The organism is Nonomuraea sp. NPDC050540, from assembly GCF_044457485.1.
Taxonomy (GTDB): domain Bacteria; phylum Actinomycetota; class Actinomycetes; order Streptosporangiales; family Streptosporangiaceae; genus Nonomuraea.
The window spans coordinates 1,371,072-1,389,624 of the sequence record NZ_JBITHA010000001.1 but is presented as its reverse complement, the minus strand read 5'-3'; the positions used below and the strand labels follow the sequence as shown (position 1 = coordinate 1,389,624).

Sequence of the window (18,553 nt, the reverse complement as noted above, 5' to 3'; positions counted from 1 at the left end):
GTCTTGCGGTGAGCCCGCGTGGTCCGGCGATGCGTGAGACTATGTCGTGCCACACACGGGCTCGACCGCGGGAGGACATACGGTGAGGCGGGCGCTGGTCATCGTGACCATGCTGATGGGTCAGCTGCTGCTGGCGGGGGCGTTCGCCCCCGCGGGGCTGGCGGCCCCACCTCCCGCCGCGCGGGTGGCGCTGATCGGGGTCCCCGGTCTGCACTGGAACGACATCACCCCGCAGGACACCCCCAACCTTTTCAGGCTCTCCCAGAGCAGCGCGATCGGGTCGATGTCCGTCCGGACCGTGGGCAGCGTCACCTGTCCCTACGACGGCTGGCTGACCATCTCGGCGGGCATCCGCTCCGCCTCGGGCGGCAGCTGCGGCGCCCCGCCCGTGCCGGAGCAGCGCGGCGCCGGCGCGATCGTCCCCGGCTTCCGCTCCCTCATCGACGTGGGCGGGCAGAAGAACGCCGGCGCGCTGGGCGAGACCCTGAAGAAGGCCGGCACCTCCACGATCGCGATCGGCCCCGGGGCCGCGCTGGCGCTGGCCGACACCACCGGCGCGGTGCCCGTCTACCGCTCCTCGCCGCTACAGGTGAAGACGGCCGACCTGCAGAGCGCCCGCCTCGTCGCCATGGACGTCGACGACCTGATCCGCCCCTATCTGCCCGGCGGCCGCATCGCGCGGGTGCCCGACCTGCTCGGCGCCGAGGACCGCCGCAACGCCCTGCACCTGGCCGACGCCAAGGCCGAGGCGCTCCTGTCGATCCTCCCGCCCGGCACCACGGTGATGCTGGCGGGCGTCTCCGACCACGGCAGCGTCCCGCACCTGCGGGCGGCGATGCTGAGCGAGCCGGGCGCGCAGGGCCGCGCGCTGGGCGCCGCCTCCACCCGGCGCGACGACATCTCGATCCTGCCCGACCTGACCACCACCGTGCTGACCAAGCTGGGCGTGGCCGTACCGGCGACGATCATCGGGCAGCTGTGGGAGACGGGAGCCACGGGCGCGACCCCGCGGCACATGGCCGACGCCGACGAGAGCGCCCAGACCATGCGCTCGGTCAAGGGCCCCTACTTCACGGTCCTGGCCGTGCTGCAGGTCCTGTTCTACGTGCTCGCCTTCCTCCTGCTGCGCCGCCGCAAGGGCCTTTCCTGGGTACGGCTGGCCGCGGTCGCCCTGGCCGCACTCCCGGTCACCTCGTTCCTGGTGAACCTGCTGCCGTGGTCGTCGCACGTGGAGCTGTTCGGCGGAATGGCCGCCTTCTGGGCCGCGCTGACCGTGCTGGCGCTGGCCGGCCCGTGGCGCCGCCACCCGCTGGGCCCGCTGGCCGTGGTCGCCGGCGTCACGGCGCTGACGCTCGCCGGCGACCTGCTGACCGGCACCACGCTGCAGCTCAACAGCTTCATGGGCTTCAGCGCCGAACAGGGCGCCCGCTACTACGGCCTCGGCAACATCCCGTTCGCGCTGCTGGCCACCGGCACGCTGCTGACCACGACCGTGATCGCCCACCGCTTCCCCGGCAAGATCGGGGCCGCCGTCGTGGCGGTGCTCGGCGCGTTCGCCATGGTGCTGGGCGGCTCGGGGCTCGGCAGCGACTTCGGCGGCGTCATCGCCTTCGTGCCCGGCATCGCGGTGACCGCCCTGCTCATTCTGGGCAAGCGGATCTCGGTGCTGAAGCTGGCGCTGTTCTGCGTGGCGGGCGGGCTGGCGGTCACGGCCTTCGCGGTCGCCAACTACCTGAGGCCGCCCAGCGAGCAGTCGCACCTCGGGCGCTTCGTCGGCCAGGTCCTGAACGGCGAGGCCGTCGAGGTGGTCTGGCGCAAGTTCGAGGCGATGATCAGCACGCTCATCAACCCGAACCTGGTGCCGATCGTGCTGGCCGCGCTGGGATTCCTCATCTACGCGATCCTGCGTCCCGAGAAGGCGTCCGCGGGCGTGGTGCCCGCCGCCTTCACCTACTCCCCCGCGCTGAAGGCCGGCCTGATCGGAACGCTGGTGAGCGGCGTGGTGGGCATGCTGGTCAACGACTCGGGGGCGGCGATCCTGTCGATGGCGCTGGCCATGGCGATCCCGTTGCTGCTGTCGGTGGGCATCGCCGTACTGCCGGGGACGCGCGAGCCCGTGAAGGACCCCGACGAGCACCTGGCCACCAGCGCCACCTGAGGCCGGTTTCAGGCGTCCCAGGCGCCGGCGAGCAGGTCGCGGGTGTCGCGCAGCATCTGCGGCAGGACCTTGGTCTGCGCGACGACGGGCATGAAGTTCGTGTCGCCGCCCCACCGGGGCACCACGTGCTGGTGCAGGTGGGCGGCGATGCCGGCCCCCGCGACGTGGCCGAGGTTCATGCCGACGTTGAAGCCCTGGGCGCCGCTGGCCTTGCGCAGGGCGCGCAGCGAACGCTGGGTGAAGTCACCGAGCTCCGCCGTCTCGGCCGGGTCGAGCTCGTCGTAGTCCGAGACGTGCCGGAACGGCACCACCATCAGGTGACCGGAGTTGTAGGGGTAGAGGTTCAGCACCGCGTACACGACGGTGCCGCGCGCCACGATCAGGCCGTCCTCGTCGCTCATCTTGGGGATCTCGCAGAACGGGCAGCCGTCGCCTGGACCGGATCCGGACGGCTTGTTCTCGCCCTTGATGTAGGCCATGCGATGGGGAGTCCACAGCCGCTGGAAGTTGTCGGGCTCCCCGGCCCCTGCCTGATCGTGCATAGGTAGCAGCATAGGCCCCCGGCTTACCGGACAACTGGGGCACATATCCGTCACAATCCCCCCATGAGCGAAGTATTAGCGGAACAGACGGAGCCCACGTCCACCCCCGCCGTCGTGAAGGGCCGGATCAAGGTAGCCGACGAGGTCGTGGAGAAGGTCGCCGCCCTGGCCGCCCTGGAAGTCGCCGGGGTGGCCGACATGGGCGGCGACCTGGCCAGGGCCTTCGAGTCGGTACGCGACCGGATCGGCATCGGCTCCCGCCGCGGCAACCAGGGCGTCAGCGCCGAGATCCAGGACCGGCAGGTGGCGGTCAACCTGGTGATCGTCGTGGAGTACGGCCACGTGGTCATGGAGGTCGCCGCCGAGGTCAAGACCAACGTGGCCCGCACGGTCAGCCGCATGCTCGGCATGCGCGTCACCGAAGTCAACGTCACCGTCGACGACGTCCGCCTCCCCGGCGAGCCCCGCCCCACCCCTCCCGACCCCGACGACCTTCCCGCCTGACCCTTTGCCTTCGTCTCCGCCCCGCTCCCCACCTCCTGATCTTTGGCCCCTATCTCCACCCCGCCGTAGGTCCCTCCATCCCTCCCATCCGCTACGGCGCGCCGCCGTAGGTCCCTCCATCCGCTACGGCGTCCCTCTGTCCCGCCCATCCGTTACGGCAAGCCGCCCTGGCGCCTCCCGCCGACCATGGCCGGGCTCCGCCGGACCACGCTCCTCCGGTGATGACGCCGCGCCGCCGTAACGCGGCACGAAACCCCCGGCCGTGGCCAGTCGTCACCCGGAGCGTCGAACCCACCTGCGGGGTGGGCGGTCTTGGGTGCGCGGGGGCAGGGGCGGGCGTCTAAGGTGTGGGCATGGTTGATCAGCTTGAGCCCATGCCCGAGGACTGGACCCGCGCGCTCGCGATCGTCGCGCACCCCGACGACCTCGAGTACGGGTGCGCGTCGGCCGTGGCCACCTGGACCGACGAAGGCCGCGAGGTCGCGTACGTGATCGTGTCCAGCGGCGAGGCCGGGATCGACTCCATCGAACCGGCCAAGTCGGGCCCGCTGCGTGAGCGGGAGGAGCGGGCCAGCGCGGCCGTCGTCGGGGTGTCCAGCGTGGAGTTCCTGGGTTACCAGGACGGAGTGATCGAATATGGCCTCCCCCTGCGCCGGGACATCGCGGCCGCGATCCGCCGGCATCGTCCGGAACTGGTGATCACGCTCAACCCCGACGACACCTGGGGCGGCACGATCTGGAACACCCCCGACCATCGAGCCGTCGGCCGAGCGGTCCTGGACGCCGCCGGCGACGCCGGAAATCGATGGATCTTCCCGGACGCCGGCGAGCGCTGGGACGGCGTCCGCTGGGTGGCCATCAACGGCACCCCCGACCCCACCCACGCCGTCGACGTCACCACGGGCCTGGAGCGCGGAGTCACCTCCCTCATGGAACACCGCGCCTACATCGAAGCCCTGACAGACGAGGACGTGGAGTCCTACGCCCGCTCGATCGTCGAGCGCTTCCCCAAGGAAAGCGCCCCCCAGTACGGCGACCGCCCCGCCGTCACCTTCCGCCTCTACCCCCGCTGACGATCCGACCGGCCACCAGGCCCGCCCTGCCCGGACAACCCCGCCGCTGGGTACAGGCGCCTGCCCTGGGTGATGCGGGCCCGCCGCAGGACGGTATCGGCAACGGCGGGTGTCCGACCTTTCGTGTTGCGTCTCAGACCTGGCCGCCTCAGGCGGGTGGGACCGCGGTTCTGACGGCGGCGGCCGCTAGTCCGTCGAGGACAGCCCCTCAGCGATCTTGCGCAGCTCGCGGTTGACGGCCTCGGAGGTGCGCAGGTCCTTCGCGTAGACCGGGCTGAACATGATCTCGGCCCGCCGCCGCTCTCCCATGTTCAGGAAGAACGTGGGAGTGCCCTTCATCCCGTCCTCGCCGACGTTCGCCACGACCGCGTAACCGCCGCGGCCGCCGACGGTCACCTCCTGGCCCTCTCCCTCCTGCCGGTGAACGCTGATGCGGTCGTCGACCTCCAGTACGGCATCGCCTTCGTACACGAAGATCTGGACGCAGTAGAAGCCGTTCTTGTCGCCGTCGTAGTCGAAGGAGGTCGTGTACGCGTCGCCAAGGTCCAGAGACCAGCGATGCCACGTGAGGCCCTCAGGCAGGTAGCCCAGCCTGACGTGCCCGAATGCTCTTCCGTCGCCCAGGTCCCCGAGGCTCTTGCTCGTGGGCGTGGCCGAGGGTGGAAGATCGTCGATGGCGGGCGGGGCCGGTGTCTCGGTGACGATCGGCGCCGGCCCGGAGCCCGGAGCCACCGCCAGGTAGAAGGGAGTGGTGGCGACGACGGCCACCGTGGCGGCCAGCGCGGCGAGCGCGCCTCGTCTCCTCTTCCGCTTCGTGGATCGGATTACCCGCTCCCCGAGGTCGGGCGCGGCGTGCATGCTCGCCGTCTCCTCCGCCATGAGGTGGCGGATCTGGTCCTCAAGCGCGGGCATTGCCGATCACTCCTTCCAAGGATTCCTCGCCGAGCGCCGTACGCAACTTGGCCAGCGCCTTCGAGCTCTGGCTCTTGACCGTTCCGATCGTGCAGCCAAGCACCTCCGCCGTCTGGTGCTCGCTCAGGTCCTCCCAGTACCGCAGGACGACCACCGCGCGCTGCCGGGGCGGTAAGGCACGCAGCGCGTCCATGAGCACCTGGCGCAGGTCGGTGTCGGATGTACGCACGGGGGTGTCCGGCGGCGTCCGCACGGGGATGATCCGCAGGATCGCCCGGCGCCGGGCCCTGCTGATGGCGGTGTTCACGATCACACGGCGTACGTAGGGTTCGGGGCTGTCGTGCCGCACCCTGTCCCAGTGCCTGAAGGTACGCTCCAGCGCCGTCTGCAGCAGATCCTCCGCCTCCAGCCGGTCCCCGCAGGCGAGGTAGGCGACCCGCAACAGGGTCGTGGCCCTCGCCGCCACGAACGCGCCGAAGTCATGTTCCGCGCTGCTGCTCACGGCTCTCTGTCCCTTTTCACGCCCCCTTATACGCCTCGGGCGCCCGTACAGTTGCCCGGATGTCGCAGGCAACCTCGCAGGGCGTCCAAGCGTATGTGGGGGCATCACCACGGAATCACGGAGGATGCATATGAAGCTGACGACCGTACCAGGGTGGCGGCTGACCGTCGCGGGGACCGGCCTGGCGGTTGCGGCCGCCGTGCTGCTCACGCTGCCGGGCGCGGCCAAGACGTCGCTCACGAGGCCGGTGGCCGCGTCAGGGCCGGAGGGCGCCTACTGGCACACCCGGATGTTGTCGCGTAGCACCGGCTTCCGCCAGGTCGGCAGCCGGGCGAACCCCTACTGGGTGGTTCAGCAGCGGCTCACCGAGAAGTGGCACACGGCGGACGGCAGGAGCTGGACCGGATACCGGGAACCGGGCGCGTACCCGAGGAGTGCGAAGGACCGCGAGGCATGGCGGCGCGACGGCTCGCCCGTCAAGTGGACTCGCGATCTGGCCGGCCAGACCGTGGTGCTGTCCACGCGGCCGACCAGGGGTCACGTCACCCCGGTACGCGGCCAGGGCGCGAACTTCTTCCTCGCCGGGCAGATTCTGACCTACGAGGAGGTACAGCGGCTGCCGGCCGACCCGGCCGCGCTGAAGGCCTGGCTGACGAAGGCCGCCCAGGCGTCGGAGGGCGGGCAGATCGACCCCTTCATCGCCGGCTCGCTGCCCGACCTGCTCCACCGCCTCCCGGCGCCGAAGGAGGTCCGCGCCGCGGCGTACCAGGTACTGCTGACCATGCCCGGCGTGCGCGTCGAGGGCGCGGCGCGCGATGACCTGGGCAGGAACGGCACCGCTCTGTCGATCAGCCGGCCACAGCCCACCGGCCCGAAGACCGAAGCGGGGAAGATCACCAGGAAGCTGATCGTGGACACCTCCACCATGATCCTGCTGTCGGACGAGTCCGCGGGTGCGCACCCGGGCGGGAGCGCTACCGATCTCGTCCTGCGGGCCGGCTGGACGGACACCGCTCCCGCAGTGCCCGCCCTGCCCTGAGCCGGACGAGGTCGTCACCAGCCGGCGACGCTACTCGCTCCACCACTCGATCTCCAGGCCGCCGGGCGCGCCGAACGCCCGCAGGCACGCGTGAGCCTCACCGGCTTCGACGTCCAGCACGTTCCAGGTGGTGGTGGGCAGCCACTCGACCACCGCGAGATCCTCCCAGGGCCCATCGGGTGCGGGCGCGCCCTGGAACCTGGTCCCGCGCACCGCGTCCAGCGCCCGCCACACCGGCTCCGGCCACTTCCCGCCCACGGCCCGCGCGCCGGAGGGCACCGCGGGCCGGAAGCGCACACGCCGGACGCGGGCGGGCACGGTCGGCGCCACAACGGGCCATGCCTCGCCTGCCGACCGCACCTCACCGACCGACCCCAAGCCGCTGGTCGGCCGTACCCCGCCGACCGGCCGCAACTCGCCGACAGGCCGTAGCTGCGCGCTTCCCGGGTACGGCAGCGCGTCCACCACGGCCAGGTAGTCGTCCACGTCGCCCAGCAGCGGCCCGCCCCACAACCGGTCGGCCAGGACGTCGAGCGCCCGGGTGGCGTACCAGTCGAAGTAGGCGTCGGACTGCTCCTCGGCCCAGTCGGCCCACACGCACAGCTGGTAGCCGGTGACCTGCGACGGCGTCCAGTCGTGGTAGAGGTGGCGCGGGTCGGCGGTGACGTAGTTGATGCCGGCGCGGTTGCCCGGGGCGGTGCGCGGGGTGACGTAGTGGCTGACGGCCGGGGCGGCGATCACGTCGTAGCCGTCGTCGGAGAAGGCGCGCACCTCGGCTTCGGTGTCCGGCCAGGCGGTGAGGCGGATGTCGCGGGCGGGGCTGATCCGGTGGGTGCCGCCGGAGGCGTACTCCCACCAGTTCCACATCTCCGGCCGTTTTCCATGATCCCGGACGACCTGGGCGAGCTCGTTGACGAAGGCGATGAGCGCGTCGCTGGGGCCGTGGTCCGGGTGGATCGAGCGAGCGTACGCCACCAGGGCGGGGGCGGCCGACAGGGCGGGCTCGACCGGCCATTCGTCGGCGCCGATGTGGATGGCGGGGGTGTCGAAGGCGGCGCAGAACGCGGCCAGCAGACCCTTGATCCACTCGCGGTTGGCGGGCCGGGTGATGTCCATGGTCCAGGCGTCGGTGGTGTGCCCGGTCCAGTGGGCGCCGTCGTTGAGGGCGGAGTCGGCCGGACGCAGTTCGGGGCGGCGGGCGATGAGGTGGGAGGCGTGGGCGGGCAGGTCGATCTCCGGCACCACCTCGACCCGCAGCGAACGGGCGTAGCCGATCAGCTCGGTCAGCTCGTCGAGGCTGTACGCGGGCTCGGTGGCCAGATCCTCATGGCCGGGCAGGCGGACGCGGAAGCCGTTCCACTCGGTGAGGTGGAGCTGGAGGCGGTTGTAGCCGAGCCAGGCGATCCGGCGCACGAAGCGGCGCAGGTAGGCGGGGTCCCAGTGACGGCGGCCGAGGTCGAGCATGACGCCGCGGACGGCGACCGCCGGGCCGTCGGCGATCGTGACCTTGGGCAGCTCCGGGCCGGACAGCAGTTTCAGCACGGTCTGCAGGCCGTAGAAGGCACCGGCGGGGTCGGAGTACCGCACCCGGACCCGGTCGGCGATCTCCAGGACGTAGGACTGCGGCGCGAGCGCGGGGTCGGCGGTGAGTTCGAGGTCGGCGCCGCGTTCGCGCTCGGGAAGGGGCAGCCCGGTCGCGGCGCGCAGTTCGGCGAGCAGCGGCCCGGCGCCGGGGCTGATCGTCGTGTGCGGGCCGAGGCGCAGGCGGGCGCCGTCGGCGCTCAGCCGGTGCGGGGTGGGAACGAGCGAGATCACACACTCTCCGTAGATCGGGATGCCGTGCGAATGACCTTAACCATCGTTTCCGGGCATCCAGCACTTCACCGGGAACATCATTTCGCGCACGATGGAAGTCCCCTCTGACGTAAGGAGTGCCTCATGACCGTGCACCCGCTTGCGATGATCACCGCTGACGAGGTCCACGCCGCGCGCCGCATCCTGGGTACGGCGGGGCACCTCGGCCCGGACGTGCGCTTCGCCTACCTCGGCCCGGAAGAACCCGCCAAGGCCGACCTGCTGGCCCACAACCCGGGCGACCTCGTGGACCGGCGCCTGCGCGTGCTGCTGCTCGACCGGGCCACCGGCGCCGCCTCCTCCCTGCTCGTCTCCGTCACCCGCGGCGTCGTGGACCACGTCGAGAAGCTCGACCCCGCCGTGTCCGGCCAGCCGCCCATCATGGTCGAGGAGTTCGAGGCGGTACAGCGCATCCTCGACACCGACCCCGGGTGGGGCAAGGCGCTGGCCAGGCGCGGCCTCACCCCGGACACCGTACGCGCCTGCCCGCTGTCGGCCGGCCACTACGCCTACCCGGAGGAGTCGGGCCGGCGCATCATCCGCAGCTTCGGCTTCCACCAGGACCACGAGCACGACCACCCGTGGGCCCACCCGGTCGACGGCCTGGTCGCCTACGTCGACCTCATCGCGGGCACGGTCATCAAGGTGATCGACGAGGAGCTGACCGAGGTACCGCGCGAGCCGGGCAACTTCCATGACCCCGACTACACCGGCCCCGCCCGCACCAGTCTCCGCCCCATCGAGATCACCCAGCCGGAGGGCCCGAGCTTCACCGTCGAGGACGGGCTCGTGCACTGGGAGAACTGGAGCCTGCGCATCGGCTTCAACGTGCGCGAGGGCCTCACGCTGCACCAGATCAGCTTCCGCGACCAGGGACGCGACCGGCCGGTCGTGCACCGCGCCTCGATCGCCGAGATGGTCGTCCCCTACGCCGACCCGTCACCGGTGCGGTTCTGGCAGAACTACTTCGACCAGGGCGAGTACCTGTTCGGCCGCTTCACCAACTCCCTCGAACTGGGCTGCGACTGCCTCGGCGAGATCCACTACACCGACGTCGTCGTCGCCGACGAGCAGGGCGAGCCCGCCACGATCCGCAACGCGATCTGCATGCACGAAGAGGACTACGGCGTGCTGTGGAAGCACTCCGACATGTTCGCCGGCTCGAACGAGACCCGCCGCCAGCGCCGCCTGGTGATCTCCTTCTTCACCACCGTCGGCAACTACGACTACGGCTTCTACTGGTACCTCTACCTCGACGGCACCATCGGCTGCGAGTGCAAGGCCACCGGCGTGCTGTTCACCTCCGCCTACCCGCCCGAGGGCCGCGAGTACGCCGCCCAGGTCGCCCCCGGCCTGGCCGCCCCCTTCCACCAGCACCTGTTCTCCGCCCGGCTGGACATGGCGGTCGACGGCCACACCAACGCGGTGGACGAGATCGACGCCGTGAGCGTGCCGATCGGCGAGGGCAACCCGTACGGCAACGCCTTCGCCCGCCAGGTCACCCGCCTGGCCACGGAGAGCCAGGCCCAGCGCCTGGCCGACCCGTCGCGCGGCCGCGTCTGGCAGGTCGTCAACCCGCGGGTCACCAACCGTCTGGGCGCGCCGGTCGGCTACACCCTCATCCCGGAGCCCCGCCCGACGCTGCTGGCCGACCCGGCCTCCTCCATCGCCGCCCGCGCCGCCTTCGCCACCCGCCACCTGTGGGTCACCCGGCACGCCGACGACGAGCGTTTCCCGGCCGGCGACCTGATCAACCAGCATCCGGGCGGCGGCGGCCTGCCCGACTGGACCGCCGCCGACCGGAGCCTGGACGGCGAGGACATCGTGCTGTGGCACACCTTCGGCGTGACGCACTTCCCGCGCACCGAGGACTGGCCGGTCATGCCGGTGGACCACATCGGGTTCTCGCTCAAGCCGACCGGCTTCTTCGACCGCAACCCGACGCTGGACGTGCCGCGCTCGACCGGCGGCCACTGCCACCCGCAGTGATCAGCCGAGTTGCTCGTCCATGGCGGCGCGCATCCCGGCCAGGAACGTCTCGACGTGGTGGAGCTGCTCCTGGGTGTAGCGGCCCAGGAGCTGCTCCTGCCGCTGGACGATCGGGCCGAAGAACTCCTCGGCCAGTTCCTTGGCCCGCGCCCGCGCGTAGAGGGTGACGACGCGCCGGTCGGCGTGCTCGCGCACCCGGGAGACGTAGCCGTGCTCTTCCAGCCGGTTGACCAGCGCCGTCATCGCGCCCGACGACAGCGCGACGCGCTTGCCGAGCTGGGCGGGCGACAGCGGCGCGCCCGCCGACTCGGCCTTGGCGATCTCCATCAGGGCGAAGGCGTCGGTGAGGTGGATGCCGAGCCGGTCGGCGAAGCGGCGCCCGAGCTCGTTGAAGCTGGCCCCGTAGGCCCGCAGTTCCTCCGCCAGCCGCGTGTGCTGCGCCATGGCGGCCTCGCGCGCCCGCTCCTCCATCCGGTCGTCTCCCGCCTGGCCCCGGCGCGTCACACCTGGATGCGGCGCTCCACCGCGTCGACGATCTCGGCGACGGCCACGTCGACGGGGACGCCGTTCTTCTGCTCGCCGCTGCGGTAGCGGAAGGAGACCGCGCCGGCCGCGATGTCCTCGTCACCGGCCAGCAGCATGAACGGCACCTTGGCCTTCTGCGCGTTTCTGATCTTCTTCTGCATGCGGTCGTCGGCGCTGTCGACCTCGACCCGGATGCCGCGCTCGCGCAGCTTCTTGGCCACGTCCTGCAGGTAGGCGACGTGCGCCTCGGCGATCGGGATGCCGACCGCCTGGACCGGCGACAGCCACGCGGGGAAGGCGCCCGCGTAGTGCTCGACGAGCACGCCCATGAACCGCTCGACCGACCCGAACAGCGCCCGGTGGATCATGACCGGCGTCTGCCGCGAACCGTCGGCGGCCTGGTACTCAAGGCCGAAGCGCTTGGGCTGGTTGAAGTCGAGCTGGATGGTCGACAGCTGCCAGGTACGCCCGATGGCGTCCTTGGCCTGCACCGAGATCTTGGGGCCGTAGAAGGCGGCGCCACCGGGGTCGGCCACGAGCTCGAGGCCGGACTCCTCGGCCGCCTGGCGCAGCGACTCGGTGGCCTCGTCCCAGTCGGCCTGCTCGCCGATGAACTTGTCGGAGTCGTCGCGGGTGGACAGCTCCAGGTAGAACTCCTCCAGGCCGAAGTCGCGCAGCACACTCAGCACGAAAGCCAGCAGCGACTTGATCTCATCGCCCATCTGCTCCTTGGTGGTGTAGATGTGCGAGTCGTCCTGCGTCATGCCGCGTACGCGGGTCAGGCCGTGGACCACACCGGACTTCTCATACCGGTAGACCGAGCCGAACTCGCACAGCCGCAGCGGCAGCTCCCGGTAGGACCGCCCGCGCGCCCGGAAGATCAGGTTGTGCATCGGGCAGTTCATCGGCTTGACGCGGTACTCGGTGCCGTCGAGCTCGAAGGGCGGGAACATGTCCTCGCCGTACCACGGCAGGTGCCCGGAGGTCTCGAACAGCGACGACTTGGTCAGATGCGGCGTGTTGACGAACTCGTAGCCCGCCTCCAGCTGCCGCCTGCGCATGTAGTCTTCCATCTCCTTGCGGATGATCCCGCCCTTGGGATGGAAGACCGGCAGCCCGGAGCCGAGCTCCGGCGGGAAGCTGAACAGGTCGAGCTCGGCGCCGAGACGCCGGTGGTCGCGCTTCTCGGCCTCCTCCAGCAGCTTGAGGTATTCGTCCTGCTTGTCGCGGGACTCCCAGGCGGTGCCGTAGATGCGCTGGAGCTGCGGGTTCTTCTCGCTGCCCCGCCAGTAGGCGCCGCCGGTGCGCATGAGCTTGAAGGCCGGGATCGACCTGGTGGAGGGCACGTGCGGCCCGCGGCACAGGTCCTTCCAGCACAGCTCGCCCGTCTTGGGGTCGAGGTTGTCGTAGATGGTCAGCTCCGCGCCGCCGACCTCGACGCTCTCCTCGTCGGCCGCCCCGCCTTTGAGCCCGATGAGCTCCAGCTTGTACGGCTCCGCAGCCAGCTCGGCCCGCGCGTCGTCGTCGGAGACCACGCGGCGCGAGAACAGCTGCCCCTGCTTGACGATCTCCCGCATGCGCTTCTCCACGCGCTTGAGGTCGTCGGGGTGGAAGGCCTGCGGGACGTCGAAGTCGTAGTAGAAGCCGTTCTCGACCGGCGGGCCGATGCCCAGCTTGGCCTCGGGGAACAGCTCCTGAACCGCCTGCGCCATGACGTGCGCGGCAGAGTGGCGGACGATGGCCCGCCCGTCGGCGCTGCCGGCCTCGACCGGCTCGACCACGTCGCCGGGGACCGCGTGCGCGGCCAGGTCGCGCAGCTCGCCGTTGACCCGGGCGGCGACGACCGTGCGGCCGTCGGCCTCCAGCGCGTCGCCGTACGTCGTGCCGGCCGCGACCACACGCTCGGCTCCGGCGAGGGTGATGCGTAGCTCGGCTGACACGGTGACTCCCTTGGATGGCGGTGAAACGGGTGCACCGCATGCTATCGCGGGTCGAAGCCCAGCCTGGTCAGCTCCTCCCGGCTGCCGTGGAAGACGTTGCGGTCGAGCGGGCTGTTGGAGTGCTGGTGAATCGTCCACGCGGTCCACGGTCCCGGCACGATCGGCCGGCCGCGCGGCTGCTGGGGCGAGGCGATCCACAGGGGGTACTCGCCCAGGCCCGCGCAGTTGCCCGACTTGGCGAACCACAGGAAGGTGTAGATGAACGGCCGCACGCCCGCCTCGCGCTCGATGAAGCGGCACCAGCGGCGCGCGTAACGGGCCACCCGGTCGGGCGGCAGCCCGTCGTTGGTCTCCAGGTCGAGGGCGATCAGGTCGCCCCTGCGCAGGCCGCCGGCGGCCTGGACGGTGCGCAGGAAGTGCCGGGCGTGCTCGGCCGGATCGCCTTTGGGCCGCCCGAAGTGGTAGGCGCCGCTGACGATCCAGCTTTCGCGCATGCCGTTCCAGTTGCGGCGGAAGAACCGGTCGCTCCAGTCTCCGCCCTCGGTGGCCTTGGCGAAGGCGAAGGCGACGCCGGACTTGGCGTGCGCGCCCCAGTCCACCGCCCCCTGCCAGTTGGACACGTCGATGCCATGCAGCAAGCGCTTCACCGCGCCCCTTTCGTCGGCGCGGCGAAGCTTGTCCTGCTCTGCCCGCCGTTTCGCCCGCTCACCTTGCCGGATCCTATTGAGCCATCCTCCGGCCGGCCCCGCGCCGCGCCGTACGCCCTATTGAACTAGGCCCTTGAGGAACTGTCGCGTACGTTCCCGCCCGGAGTACTCCGAGGCGACGAAGTCGGTGACGCCCGCCTCGGCGAGCCGCTCGATCTGGGCGCGGACGGAGTCCTCGTCGCCGACCACCGCCACGTCGCCGGGGCCGCCGGCGCCCTCCTTGTCGAGCATCGCCCGGTAGGAGGGCAGCTCGCCGTACCCCGAGAAGACCTCTTCGGCGCGCGCCCGCGCGGCGGCGGGGTCGTCGGTGACGCAGACGGGCAGGGCGCAGACGATGCGCGGCGCGGGACGTCCGGCCTCCTCGGCGGCGGCGGTCACGGCCGGCGCGATGTGCTCGGCGACGGCCTTGGGGCCGGTCATCCACAGGACGGTGCCGTCGGCCACGGCGCCGGCCAGGTGGAGCATGCGCGGGGCCAGGGCGGCGATGAGGACCGGCAGGCCACGCCCGGGGGTGCTCAGGCGCACGTCGGCCTTGAGCGTCTCGCCCTGGAAGCTGACCTCGCCCTCGCGCACCAGCGGCAGCAGCGCCGACAGGTACTCGCTCATGTGGCGGGCGGGCTTGTCGAAGCTGTAGCCGTACACGTTCTCGATGACGATCTTGTGCGACAGGCCGATGCCCAGCGCGAGGCGGCCGCCGAGCGCGGCGTTGGCGGTCAGCGCCTGCTGGGCGAGGACGGCCGGGTGGCGCGGGTAGGTCGGCACGACGGCGGTGCCGAGTTCGATGCCGGGCGCCGCGCCGCCCGCGGCGGCCAGGGCGGTCAGCGCGTCGAGGCCGAAGATGTTGGACAGCCAGGCCGAGGCGAAGCCGTCGGCGGCTACGCCGGCCAGGCGTTCGCGCAGCTCGGCGATGGGGTCATCGCCCCGGGGCTCATTGAGGAACAGTCCGATCCGCATCGCTACCGAACTCCATTCTAGTTTTTCCGACCATCATAGGCTTGCTTCCATGACCCATGATCGCGCAGGACAACCCGCTCGGCCGGCCGACCTGGTCGACGTCTCCCGGCTGGTCACCGCCTACTACGCCCTGCATCCGGATCCCGGCGATCCCGGTCAGCGCGTGGCGTTCGGCACCTCGGGGCATCGCGGGTCGGCGCTGAAGAGCGCGTTCAACGAAGATCACATCCTGGCGACCAGCCAGGCCATCTGCGAGTACCGGGCGGCGCAGGGCGTGTCGGGGCCGCTGTTCCTCGGCATCGACACGCACGCGCTGTCCGAGCCCGCCCGGGTCTCCGCGCTGGAGGTCTTCGCCGCCAACCAGGTCGAGGTGCGCATCGACAGCCGCGACGGCTACACGCCGACGCCCGCCGTCTCCCACGCCATCCTCACCCACCCGGGCTCCGACGGGGTCGTGGTCACGCCGTCGCACAACCCGCCCGCCGACGGGGGCTTCAAGTACAACCCGCCCAACGGCGGTCCCGCCGGCACCGACGCCACCGGGTGGGTCCAGGAGCGGGCCAACGCGCTGCTCGCCGCGGGTCTCAAGGGAGTACGGCGGGTGCCGTACACCCGAGCCCTTGAGGCGGAGACGACACGCCGGCACGACTTCATGGGCGCGTACGTGAACGACCTGCCCTCGGTCCTCGACCTCGACGCCATCCGCGGCGCGGGCGTGCGCATCGGCGCCGACCCGCTCGGCGGGGCGAGCGTCGCCTACTGGGCCGAGATCGCCGAACGGCACCGGCTCGACCTGACCGTGGTCAACCCGCTCGTCGACCCGACCTGGCGCTTCATGACCCTCGACTGGGACGGCAAGATCCGCATGGACTGCTCCTCCCCCTACGCGATGGCCTCCCTGATCGACAACCGCTCCCGCTACGACATCTCCACCGGCAACGACGCCGACGCCGACCGGCACGGCGTCGTGACGCCGGACGGGGGGCTGCTCAACCCGAACCACTACCTCGCCGTCGCCATCTCCTACCTGTACGAGCACCGCACCGGCTGGCCGGGCGAGGCCGGGGTCGGCAAGACCATGGTCAGCAGCAGCATGATCGACCGGGTCACGGAGTCGCTGGGACGCCGGCTGGTGGAGGTGCCGGTCGGGTTCAAGTGGTTCGTACCGGGGCTGCTGGACGGCTCGCTCGGGTTCGGCGGGGAGGAGAGCGCGGGGGCGTCGTTCCTGCGGCGGGACGGCTCGGTGTGGACGACCGACAAGGACGGGCTCATCCTGGCGTTGCTGGCCGCCGAGATCCTGGCCGTGACCGGGTCCTCGCCCAGCGAGCACTACACCAAGCTGACCGAGCGCTTCGGCGCGCCCGCCTACGCCCGGGTGGACGCGCCCGCGACCCGCGAGGAGAAGGCGGTGCTGGGCAGGCTGTCGGCCTCGCAGATCACCGCCCGCACCCTGGCCGGCGACCCCATCACGGCGGTCCAGACCGAGGCGCCGGGCAACGGTTCGGCGCTGGGCGGGGTGAAGGTGTCCACCGGCCACGCCTGGTTCGCCGCCCGCCCTTCCGGAACCGAGGACGTCTACAAGATCTACGCCGAGTCCTTCAAGGGCCCCGACCATCTGGCCGAGGTCCAGGAGGAGGCCAGAGCAGTGGTCTCCGCCGCCCTGACCTAGGTCGTGTCCGAGGAAGCGGCGAGTTCTCCGGCCAGTTCCATGCAGCGCAGGCGGGCCGGGGAGAAGTCGTAGGGCATCCTGCCGAGGGCCTCGAACGCGCTCATGGACTTGTGCCCGGCCTCATCAGCGGTGGCGGGGTGCGAAGCGTCCCAGGAGCCGAAGAGCGCCTCGTCGTCCTCCGCCAGGCCGGAGTCCTCGATGACGGCCCGCAGCGCCTGTTCGAAGGCGTGCCGTTCGGCGGCCACCCGGGCCACGCGGGGGTCGTCGACGGCGACCGTGTCATCGAGTGCCTCCTCGGCGGCGTCGACACGGTCGGAGTCCTCGCGCAGATCCGGGTGGGTGGCCAGCGCGATGAAACGGGTGGCCTGGACGGCCGCGCCGAGTGGGCCGAAGATCCGCTCGGTGACCAGCAGGCTGTCCAGGTCCGCCTGGCGCAGGGAGCCCTCGGGCAGGCTCCTGAGCCGGCCGGTGACGAAGCCGGAGAGCAGACCCGTCCTGCTGCCCTCGGTACGCATGCGCCGCACGGCGGTCCGTTGCCGCCGCAGTTCCGCTTCCTGGGCGACGAGGGCTTCCTCCAGCCGCTCCAGGACGCTCGCGATGCCGTCGTCGCCGCCGGCGAAGGCGGCACGGATGTCGTCCAGGGCGATCCCGGCGTCGGCCATCTTGCGGATCCACAGCAGCCGGATCATGTCGTCGTAGCCGTAGCGGCGGCGATCGTCGCCGCCCCGCACGGGCTCGGGGAGCAGGCCGATCTCGTGGTAGTGACGGATCGCCCGCGGTGTGGTGCCGGCGAAGGCCGCCGCGTCGCCGATCTTGACCTGACGCGGCGGGACGAAGGACGAGTACATGAAGCGGGAGCCTTCCTCAGTGGGGCGGGACGCAGGTCCACAGGACCACATACCGCTGCGGAAGGTGCAACCCACGACACCCCGCCCGAGGTCAGGGGGTGTTGGTGAGGATGCGGTCGTCGTCCTTGACCGCGGGGAAGGAGCCGGTGTCGACGATGCCGTGCTCCTGGTACAGGGCCTCGATGATGGCGTGCGCCTGCGGTTCGAGCTTCCACAGGGCGCGCCACTCCCGGGCCGTGCCCACCGCGATGCCGACCTCCTGCGCGATGTCCACGGTGCGCGGCACGATGCGCTTTTCGATCTGCCGGTCCCAGTACCGCCGGGCGGCGCGCATCAGCCGTGCCCGCTCGGCCGTGTCGAGCACCTGCGGCGTCGCGTCGAACACGTCGTCGTCCTCGTCGTCGTGCAGCTGGGTCAGCGCGGGCGGCAGCGCGCGGGCGGGCACCGGCTGGTGGTCGTGCTCCGGCTCCCACGGCACCCGCGGGTCGGCGTCGACGAGCTTGGAGGTGTTGTACAGGGCGGCGATCTGTGCCAGCAGCGCCTCCTGACGCTGCGGGTCGACGGCCAGGCCGGTGTGCTCGACGGCCTGGTCCATGGCCTTGTCGAGCTTGGCCAGCGCGGCGCGTACCTTCCGCTCGGAGCCTCCGCCCTCGCGCAGCGCCTTGGCCCGTTTGGCGGCCAGCGCGACGCGGGTCAGGCGGCGGTGGGCGTCGACCTCGCTGGCGGTGCGGTCGCTGACCTCGGCCAGGCCCATGCGCACCAGCAGCCGCTCGGGGGTGAGGCGCCAGTTGATGCGGCCGGTGCCGCGGATGCGGTGCCGTTCGATGGCCATGCCGCGCTCCCACAGCCAGGCCGCGACGAGCGGCGCGGCCAGGCGGAAGATCGCCTCGGGCAGGCTGCGCGCGTCCATGCTGGACAGCACCGCGGTCAGGCAGGTCAGCGCCCATACGGCGATGCCGTCGATGCCCGCGGAGAAGTTCTCGCGCATGTTGCGCCTGGCCCGCACCGCCGAGGTGATGATCGCGACCTCGATGAAGGCGAACAGCAGGAATCGCAGCGGCCCGTCGAGCCCGAGTACGTCGCCGGAGAAGCGCCACATGCCCTGCGCCGACACGCCCGTGGCGATGCACGCGGCCACGACCGTGAGGACGTCCTCGATCGGCCGTGGCGAGACGTAGCGGCTGAACAACCACGCTCCCGCCCGCCAGCCGATCTTGATGAGCATGAAGGCCAGCGCGAGCACGATCAGTCCCAGCACGGAGATGATCACGGTCACGACCGGCTTTTCCGCGACAAAAGCGGCGATTTCCTCAAATGGGGGCATCAGTCACTGTCCG

At 71.3% G+C, this 18,553-nt stretch carries 16 protein-coding genes; 6 read left to right on the top strand and 10 right to left on the bottom strand.

The window, feature by feature from the left end:
* Nucleotides 1–82 precede the first annotated feature (82 nt).
* Entirely contained in the window at nt 83–2,158 is a 2,076-nt protein-coding gene (locus ACIBI5_RS06370) for a hypothetical protein (RefSeq protein ID WP_397243744.1), read from the top strand.
* A gap of 8 nt (nt 2,159–2,166) precedes the next feature.
* On the opposite strand, the gene ACIBI5_RS06365 is transcribed toward ACIBI5_RS06370, so the two are convergent.
* Nucleotides 2,167–2,700 carry an HIT family protein gene (locus ACIBI5_RS06365; protein ID WP_397243742.1) on the bottom strand — a complete coding sequence of 178 codons (534 nt, stop codon included), beginning with the start codon at nt 2,698–2,700 and terminating at the stop codon, nt 2,167–2,169.
* A 63-nt stretch (nt 2,701–2,763) separates the two neighbouring features.
* Here ACIBI5_RS06365 and ACIBI5_RS06360 point away from each other — a divergent pair, with 63 nt between their 5' ends.
* Nucleotides 2,764–3,204 carry an Asp23/Gls24 family envelope stress response protein gene (locus ACIBI5_RS06360; protein WP_397243740.1) on the top strand — a complete coding sequence of 147 codons (441 nt, stop codon included), beginning with the start codon at nt 2,764–2,766 and terminating at the stop codon, nt 3,202–3,204.
* Between the two features lie 353 nt (nt 3,205–3,557).
* A complete protein-coding gene (locus ACIBI5_RS06355) occupies nt 3,558–4,277 on the top strand; it encodes a PIG-L deacetylase family protein (protein WP_397243738.1) in 720 nt (239 codons plus the stop codon).
* Between the two features lie 186 nt (nt 4,278–4,463).
* On the opposite strand, the gene ACIBI5_RS06350 is transcribed toward ACIBI5_RS06355, so the two are convergent.
* Both ACIBI5_RS06350 and ACIBI5_RS06345 read right to left on the bottom strand, forming a co-directional pair.
* The gene (locus ACIBI5_RS06350) at nt 4,464–5,189 is read right to left on the bottom strand and encodes a hypothetical protein (protein ID WP_397243736.1); all 726 of its coding nucleotides are present in this window, start codon (nt 5,187–5,189) and stop codon (nt 4,464–4,466) included.
* Nucleotides 5,176–5,691: a SigE family RNA polymerase sigma factor gene (locus ACIBI5_RS06345; RefSeq protein WP_397243734.1), complete on the bottom strand. Its 516-nt coding sequence runs from the start codon at nt 5,689–5,691 to the stop codon at nt 5,176–5,178. The genes ACIBI5_RS06350 and ACIBI5_RS06345 overlap by 14 nt, the downstream gene beginning before the upstream one ends.
* 130 nt (nt 5,692–5,821) lie before the next feature.
* On the opposite strand from ACIBI5_RS06345, the gene ACIBI5_RS06340 reads away from it, so the two are divergent.
* Nucleotides 5,822–6,730, top strand: a complete 909-nt coding sequence (locus ACIBI5_RS06340; protein ID WP_397243732.1) for a hypothetical protein — start codon at nt 5,822–5,824, stop codon at nt 6,728–6,730.
* Nucleotides 6,731–6,760: 30 nt separating this feature from the next.
* Here the strand turns inward: ACIBI5_RS06340 and ACIBI5_RS06335 are convergent, their stop codons facing one another.
* Entirely contained in the window at nt 6,761–8,545 is a 1,785-nt protein-coding gene (locus ACIBI5_RS06335) for a family 20 glycosylhydrolase (RefSeq protein WP_397243730.1), read from the bottom strand.
* Nucleotides 8,546–8,668: 123 nt separating this feature from the next.
* Between ACIBI5_RS06335 and ACIBI5_RS06330 the strand changes: the two genes are divergently transcribed.
* Nucleotides 8,669–10,573: a primary-amine oxidase gene (locus ACIBI5_RS06330; RefSeq protein WP_397243728.1), complete on the top strand. Its 1,905-nt coding sequence runs from the start codon at nt 8,669–8,671 to the stop codon at nt 10,571–10,573.
* On the opposite strand, the gene ACIBI5_RS06325 is transcribed toward ACIBI5_RS06330, so the two are convergent.
* The 4 genes from ACIBI5_RS06325 to ACIBI5_RS06310 all read right to left on the bottom strand — a co-directional run bounded on the left by ACIBI5_RS06325 (nt 10,574) and on the right by ACIBI5_RS06310 (nt 14,699).
* Nucleotides 10,574–11,077: a MarR family winged helix-turn-helix transcriptional regulator gene (locus ACIBI5_RS06325; protein WP_397243726.1), complete on the bottom strand. Its 504-nt coding sequence runs from the start codon at nt 11,075–11,077 to the stop codon at nt 10,574–10,576.
* Nucleotides 11,074–13,038 carry a threonine--tRNA ligase gene (thrS, locus tag ACIBI5_RS06320; protein ID WP_397243724.1) on the bottom strand — a complete coding sequence of 655 codons (1,965 nt, stop codon included), beginning with the start codon at nt 13,036–13,038 and terminating at the stop codon, nt 11,074–11,076. Before thrS ends, ACIBI5_RS06325 begins: the two co-directional genes overlap by 4 nt.
* A gap of 41 nt (nt 13,039–13,079) precedes the next feature.
* Nucleotides 13,080–13,685: a glycoside hydrolase family 25 protein gene (locus ACIBI5_RS06315; RefSeq protein WP_397243722.1), complete on the bottom strand. Its 606-nt coding sequence runs from the start codon at nt 13,683–13,685 to the stop codon at nt 13,080–13,082.
* 117 nt (nt 13,686–13,802) lie between these two features.
* The gene (locus ACIBI5_RS06310) at nt 13,803–14,699 is read right to left on the bottom strand and encodes a TIGR03564 family F420-dependent LLM class oxidoreductase (protein ID WP_397243720.1); all 897 of its coding nucleotides are present in this window, start codon (nt 14,697–14,699) and stop codon (nt 13,803–13,805) included.
* A gap of 49 nt (nt 14,700–14,748) precedes the next feature.
* Between ACIBI5_RS06310 and pgm the strand changes: the two genes are divergently transcribed.
* Complete coding sequence (pgm, locus tag ACIBI5_RS06305; protein WP_397243718.1) at nt 14,749–16,368, top strand: phosphoglucomutase (alpha-D-glucose-1,6-bisphosphate-dependent); 1,620 nt, start codon at nt 14,749–14,751, stop codon at nt 16,366–16,368.
* Here the strand turns inward: pgm and ACIBI5_RS06300 are convergent.
* Nucleotides 16,365–17,216, bottom strand: coding sequence for a MerR family transcriptional regulator (locus ACIBI5_RS06300; protein ID WP_397243716.1), 852 nt, complete (start codon nt 17,214–17,216; stop codon nt 16,365–16,367). The genes pgm and ACIBI5_RS06300 overlap by 4 nt on opposite strands.
* A 91-nt stretch (nt 17,217–17,307) precedes the next feature.
* Entirely contained in the window at nt 17,308–18,492 is a 1,185-nt protein-coding gene (locus tag ACIBI5_RS06295) for a hypothetical protein (protein ID WP_397243714.1), read from the bottom strand.
* Nucleotides 18,493–18,553 lie beyond the last annotated feature (61 nt).

Bases quoted from the DNA above. Each gene is read 5' to 3' on its own strand.
- ACIBI5_RS06360 (WP_397243740.1), top strand. From the start codon at position 2,764: ATGAGCGAAGTATTAGCGGAACAGACGGAGCCCACGTCCACCCCCGCC.
- ACIBI5_RS06310 (WP_397243720.1), bottom strand. From the start codon at position 14,699: ATGCGGATCGGACTGTTCCTCAATGAGCCCCGGGGCGATGACCCCATC.
- pgm (WP_397243718.1), top strand. From the start codon at position 14,749: ATGACCCATGATCGCGCAGGACAACCCGCTCGGCCGGCCGACCTGGTC.
- ACIBI5_RS06365 (WP_397243742.1), bottom strand. From the start codon at position 2,700: ATGCACGATCAGGCAGGGGCCGGGGAGCCCGACAACTTCCAGCGGCTG.
- ACIBI5_RS06330 (WP_397243728.1), top strand. From the start codon at position 8,669: ATGACCGTGCACCCGCTTGCGATGATCACCGCTGACGAGGTCCACGCC.
- ACIBI5_RS06355 (WP_397243738.1), top strand. From the start codon at position 3,558: ATGGTTGATCAGCTTGAGCCCATGCCCGAGGACTGGACCCGCGCGCTC.
- ACIBI5_RS06350 (WP_397243736.1), bottom strand. From the start codon at position 5,189: ATGCCCGCGCTTGAGGACCAGATCCGCCACCTCATGGCGGAGGAGACG.
- ACIBI5_RS06340 (WP_397243732.1), top strand. From the start codon at position 5,822: ATGAAGCTGACGACCGTACCAGGGTGGCGGCTGACCGTCGCGGGGACC.
- ACIBI5_RS06300 (WP_397243716.1), bottom strand. From the start codon at position 17,216: ATGTACTCGTCCTTCGTCCCGCCGCGTCAGGTCAAGATCGGCGACGCG.